The sequence below is a fragment of the Isoptericola sp. NPDC060185 genome (assembly GCF_042728595.1).
Classification (GTDB): Bacteria; Actinomycetota; Actinomycetes; order Actinomycetales; family Cellulomonadaceae; genus Isoptericola.
In genome coordinates this window covers 1-4,309 of record NZ_JBHWYY010000136.1, presented here as the reverse complement: position 1 = coordinate 4,309, position 4,309 = coordinate 1, and the positions used below count along the sequence as shown (strand labels likewise).

The following is a 4,309-nucleotide window of genomic DNA, read 5'->3' as shown; positions in this document are numbered from 1 at the left end:
CAGCGATATCGCTGCGGCCCGCCCCTTCGTCGTTCGTCCGGTGGTCAGGCTCAGGTGCTCAGGCGCCGGTCACCCGAATCGGCCCGACACGTAGTCCTCGGTGGCCTGCTGCGACGGCGTCGAGAAGATCGTGGACGTCTCGTTCATCTCGATCAGGCGGCCCGGCTTGCCCGTGCCCGCGATGTTGAAGAACGCCGTGCGGTCGCTGACGCGAGCCGCCTGCTGCATGTTGTGGGTCACGATGACGATCGTGTAGTCCTGCTTCAGCTCCCCGATGAGGTCCTCGATCGCGAGGGTCGAGATGGGGTCGAGGGCGGAGCAGGGCTCGTCCATGAGCAGCACCTGCGGCTTCACCGCGATGGCGCGGGCGATGCACAGCCGCTGCTGCTGCCCTCCCGACAGGCCCGACCCCGGGCGGTCGAGGCGGTCCTTGACCTCGTTCCACAGGTTGGCGCCGCGCAGCGAGGTCTCGACGAGCTCCTCGGCCGCCGCCTTGCCGAGGCGCCGGTTGTTGAGGCGCACGCCCGCGAGCACGTTGTCGCGGATCGACATCGTCGGGAACGGGTTGGGCCGCTGGAAGACCATCCCCACGTTGCGTCGCACGGCCACCGGGTCGATGTCGTCGCCGTACAGGTCGACGCCCTCCATCTCGACCGTGCCCTCCACGCGGGCGCCCGGGATCACCTCGTGCATCCGGTTGAGCGTGCGCAGGAAGGTCGACTTGCCGCACCCGGACGGGCCGATGAACGCCGTCACCGACTTCGGGTCGATCGTCATCGACACGTCCTGCACGGCGAGGAAGTCGCCGTAGTAGATGTTGAGGTCCTTCACGTCGATGCGCTGTGCCATCGTCTGTCTCTTTTCGGTGTGGCTGCGGCGGGCGGCGGCTGCGGGTCAGCGCAGCTTCGGGGAGAACCAGCGGTTCACCAGCCGGCCGATGAGGTTGAGGGCGAGCACCAGGACGATCAGCACGAGCGCCGCGCCCCACGCGTTCTGGATCGCGATGTCGGGGACGCACGTGGCCGACGCGCCGCCGGGGCACGTCGCCAGGCCCTGGCTGTACTGGCGGTAGGCGAAGACCGGCAGCGTCATCATGCGGCCCTCGAAGGGGTCGAAGTTGATGGAGTCGGTGACGCCCACGGTGACGAGCAGCGGCGCCGTCTCGCCGATCACGCGGGCGATGGCGAGCAGGATGCCCGTCGTCAGGCCGGCGACCGACGTGCGGAGCACGACCTTGACGATCGTCAGCCACTTCGGCACGCCGAGGGCGTAGGACGCCTCGCGCAGCTCGTGCGGGACGAGCTTGAGCATCTCCTCGCAGGACCGGACCACCACCGGGATCATCAGCACCGACAGGGCGACGGCGCCGATGACGCCCATCCGCACCCCCGGCCCGAGGATCAGGGTGAACAGCGAGACGGCGAAGAGGCCGGCCACGATGGACGGGATGCCCGTCATGACGTCGATGAAGAATGTCACCGAGCGGGCGAGCGCGCCCTTGCCGTACTCCACCAGGTAGATGGCGGTGAGCAGGCCGATCGGCACCGAGATCACCGTGGCCAGGGCCGTGATGATCAGCGTGCCGACGATGGCGTGGTAGATGCCGCCGCTCGGGTCGCCGCCGAAGATGTTGCGCATCGACAGCGTCAGGAAGTCCATGCTGATGCGGCCGACGCCGTTGCTCAGCACGGTCCAGATCAGCGAGACCAGCGGGGCCATCGCGACGACGAACGCGCCCCAGATCAGGACCGTCATCGTGCGGTCCTTGCGGCGCCGGGCGCCGTCCGCGCCGGTCAGCGCGGCCCGCGTGCGCGCGGTGGCCTCGGCAGGGCCGGTGGGGCCGACGGGGTCGACGGTGGTGGTGCTCATCAGTTGGCCCCCGAGAATTCCTTGCGCCGCGCCACGATCGCGCGCGCGCCCATGTTGACGGCCAGCGTGATGACGAACAGCACGAGGCCGGTGGCGATCAGCGTGTTCACCGCGAGGCCGCTCGCCTCCGGGAAGTCGAGCGCGATGTACGCGGCGATGGTCTGCTGCTGCGCGCTGTCGAGGATCCGGAAGGAGTACAGGAACCCGGGCGACAGGATCATGAGGACCGCCATCGTCTCGCCGAGGGCGCGGCCCAGGCCGAGCATCGCGGCCGAGATCACTCCCGACCGGCCGAACGGCAGCACCGCGGTCCTCACCATCTCCCAGCGGGTCGCGCCGAGCGCGAGCGCCGCCTCCTCGTGGAGCTTCGGCGTCTGCAGGAAGACCTCGCGGGCGACGGCGGTGATGATCGGCAGGATCATCACCGCGAGGACGACGGCCACCGTCGCCAGCACGCGGGAGGTGGGCGACACCGGGCCGGCGAAGAGCGGGAACCAGCCGAGGACCGAGCTGAGCCACTCCCACAGCGGCAGCGCCGCCGGGCCGAGCACGTAGATGCCCCACAGGCCGTAGATGACCGACGGGACCGCGGCGAGCAGGTCGACCAGGTAGCCGAGCACCTGGGACAGCTTCGGCGGCGCGTAGTGCGAGATGAACAGCGCGATCCCCATCGCGACCGGGGTGGCGAGCGCGAGGGCGAGGGCAGCCGCGAGCAGGGTGCCGAACACGAGCGGTCCGACGTACTCGAGCAGCGACGTGTCGTTCGGGTAGCGCGGCACCGACGCGGCCAGCTCGTCCGAGCCGGCCGTCAGGGCGGGCCACGCCTGCTGCAGCAGGAAGACCGCGACGGCGGCCAGCACCGCCAGGATGAGGACGCCCGCACCGACGGCGATCCAGCGGAAGGCCCGGTTGAAGCCGCGGTCGGTCGTGCGGCGTCGGCGTCGCGGGCGTCCCGGCACCCGCTCGGCGGGCGGGCTGGCGGTGGTGGTCACTCGTGCTCCTCGTTCTCCTGCTGTGGGTGATGCCGCCGGCCGGGCCCAGGGGCCCGACCGGCGGCAGGCTCGACCGGCGGCGTTCTCCCGACCGCGCCGGTCCGTGCCCGGTCAGGCGGCCTTGATCGCCTCGATCGACGGCAGGACCGCGTCGCGGATGGCCGAGGACACCGGCGCCGAGCCCGCGGCGTCGGCCGCGACCTTCTGGCCGTCCTCGCTCACGATGTAGGACAGGTAGCCCTTGACCAGGTCCGCCTGCGCCTGGTCGGCGTAGGTGCCGCAGGCCAGCAGGTAGGAGACCAGGACGACCGGGTAGGCGCCCGCGACGTCGCGCTTGAGGTCGATCGAGTACACGCCGTCGGCGGTGCCCTCGGCACGCGGCGACTGGGCGACGACCTCGGAGGCCGCCTCGGCGCTGTACGGGACGAACTCGTCGCCGACGCCGACCGCCACGGTGCCGAGGCCGGAGACCTGCGACGCGTCGGCGTAGGTGATGGTGCCCTCGCCCGACTGCGCGGCCGAGACCACCCCGGAAGTGCCCTGCGCGGACTCCTGGCCCTCGATCGGCCACACGCCGTCGGGCTCGTGCTCCCACGCCTGCGGGGCGGCCTCGGAGAGGTACGCCTGGAAGTTCTCGGTGGTGCCCGAGTCGTCCGAGCGGTGCACCACGGTGATGGCGGTGTCCGGCAGGTCGGCGTCGGGGTTGTCGGCGGCGATCGCGTCGTCGTTCCAGGCCTTGATCTTGCCCGAGAAGATGTTCGCGATGACCTCCGGCTTGAGGTTCAGCGAGTCGATGCCCTTCAGGTTGAAGGCCACGGCGATCGGGCTGATGTAGCCCGGGAACTCGATGACGCCGCCGTCGCCGCACTGGGCCTCGGCCGCCGTCATCTCGTCGTCGTCCAGCGCCGCGTCGGAGCCGGCGAAGCCGTAGGAGCCGTCGGTGAAGCCGGTGCGGCCGCCGCCGGAGCCGACCGGGTCGTAGTTGACGGTGACGTCGGGGTTGGCCGTCTGGAAGCCGGCGCGCCAGGCCTCCTGGGCCGACTCCTGCGAGGAGGCTCCGCCACCGCTGAGCTCACCGGAGAGGGTGGAGGTGCTGCCCTCCGTCGAGCCGTCGGTGGAGGCCGCGCCCGGCGTCGCCGGGTCCGAGCCGCACGCGGCGAGGGTCAGGGCAAGCGCGCCGACCGCGACGGCGGATCCAGCACGGGAGAATCGGCTGAGCTTCACGTCTCGTTCCATCCTGTTCACACGGAGTGGCACCGGCGATGCGCCGGCGTTCGTCAGGAACGCTAAGGAGGCAAGGTGGCCCGGGGCCCAGGAGCAGGTGAACGAGGGGTGAACAGTGGCGGGCGGCTGGTCACCAGCCGCCGGGGTGGTGCGAGAAGAGCCGAGGTAGTGCGAAAGATCGCGAGGTAGTTCGTCCCCTTGGTCGGGGTGCCACGGGCGCGCCG

The 4,309-nt window shown here is 71.0% G+C and carries 4 protein-coding genes; all 4 read right to left on the bottom strand.

The features are described 5' to 3' along the window. Positions 1-69: 69 nt before the first annotated feature. The 4 genes from pstB to ACFWDO_RS21160 all read right to left on the bottom strand — a co-directional run bounded on the left by pstB (position 70) and on the right by ACFWDO_RS21160 (position 4,085). Entirely contained in the window at positions 70-849 is a 780-nt protein-coding gene (gene pstB / locus ACFWDO_RS21175; protein WP_380327000.1) for a phosphate ABC transporter ATP-binding protein PstB, read from the bottom strand. A 45-nt stretch (positions 850-894) separates the two neighbouring features. Beyond that, complete coding sequence (gene pstA / locus ACFWDO_RS21170) at positions 895-1,869, bottom strand: phosphate ABC transporter permease PstA (protein ID WP_380326997.1); 975 nt, start codon at positions 1,867-1,869, stop codon at positions 895-897. Next, entirely contained in the window at positions 1,869-2,861 is a 993-nt protein-coding gene (gene pstC, locus ACFWDO_RS21165; protein ID WP_380326994.1) for a phosphate ABC transporter permease subunit PstC, read from the bottom strand. Before pstC ends, pstA begins: the two co-directional genes overlap by 1 nt. Positions 2,862-2,972: 111 nt before the next feature. Then, positions 2,973-4,085, bottom strand: a complete 1,113-nt coding sequence (locus ACFWDO_RS21160; protein ID WP_380327171.1) for a phosphate ABC transporter substrate-binding protein PstS — start codon at positions 4,083-4,085, stop codon at positions 2,973-2,975. Between the last annotated feature and the right edge of the window lie 224 nt (positions 4,086-4,309).

Coding starts and splice junctions, on each gene's coding strand:
- pstA (WP_380326997.1), bottom strand. CDS start 1,869: ATGAGCACCACCACCGTCGACCCCGTCGGCCCCACCGGCCCTGCCGAG.
- pstB (WP_380327000.1), bottom strand. CDS start 849: ATGGCACAGCGCATCGACGTGAAGGACCTCAACATCTACTACGGCGAC.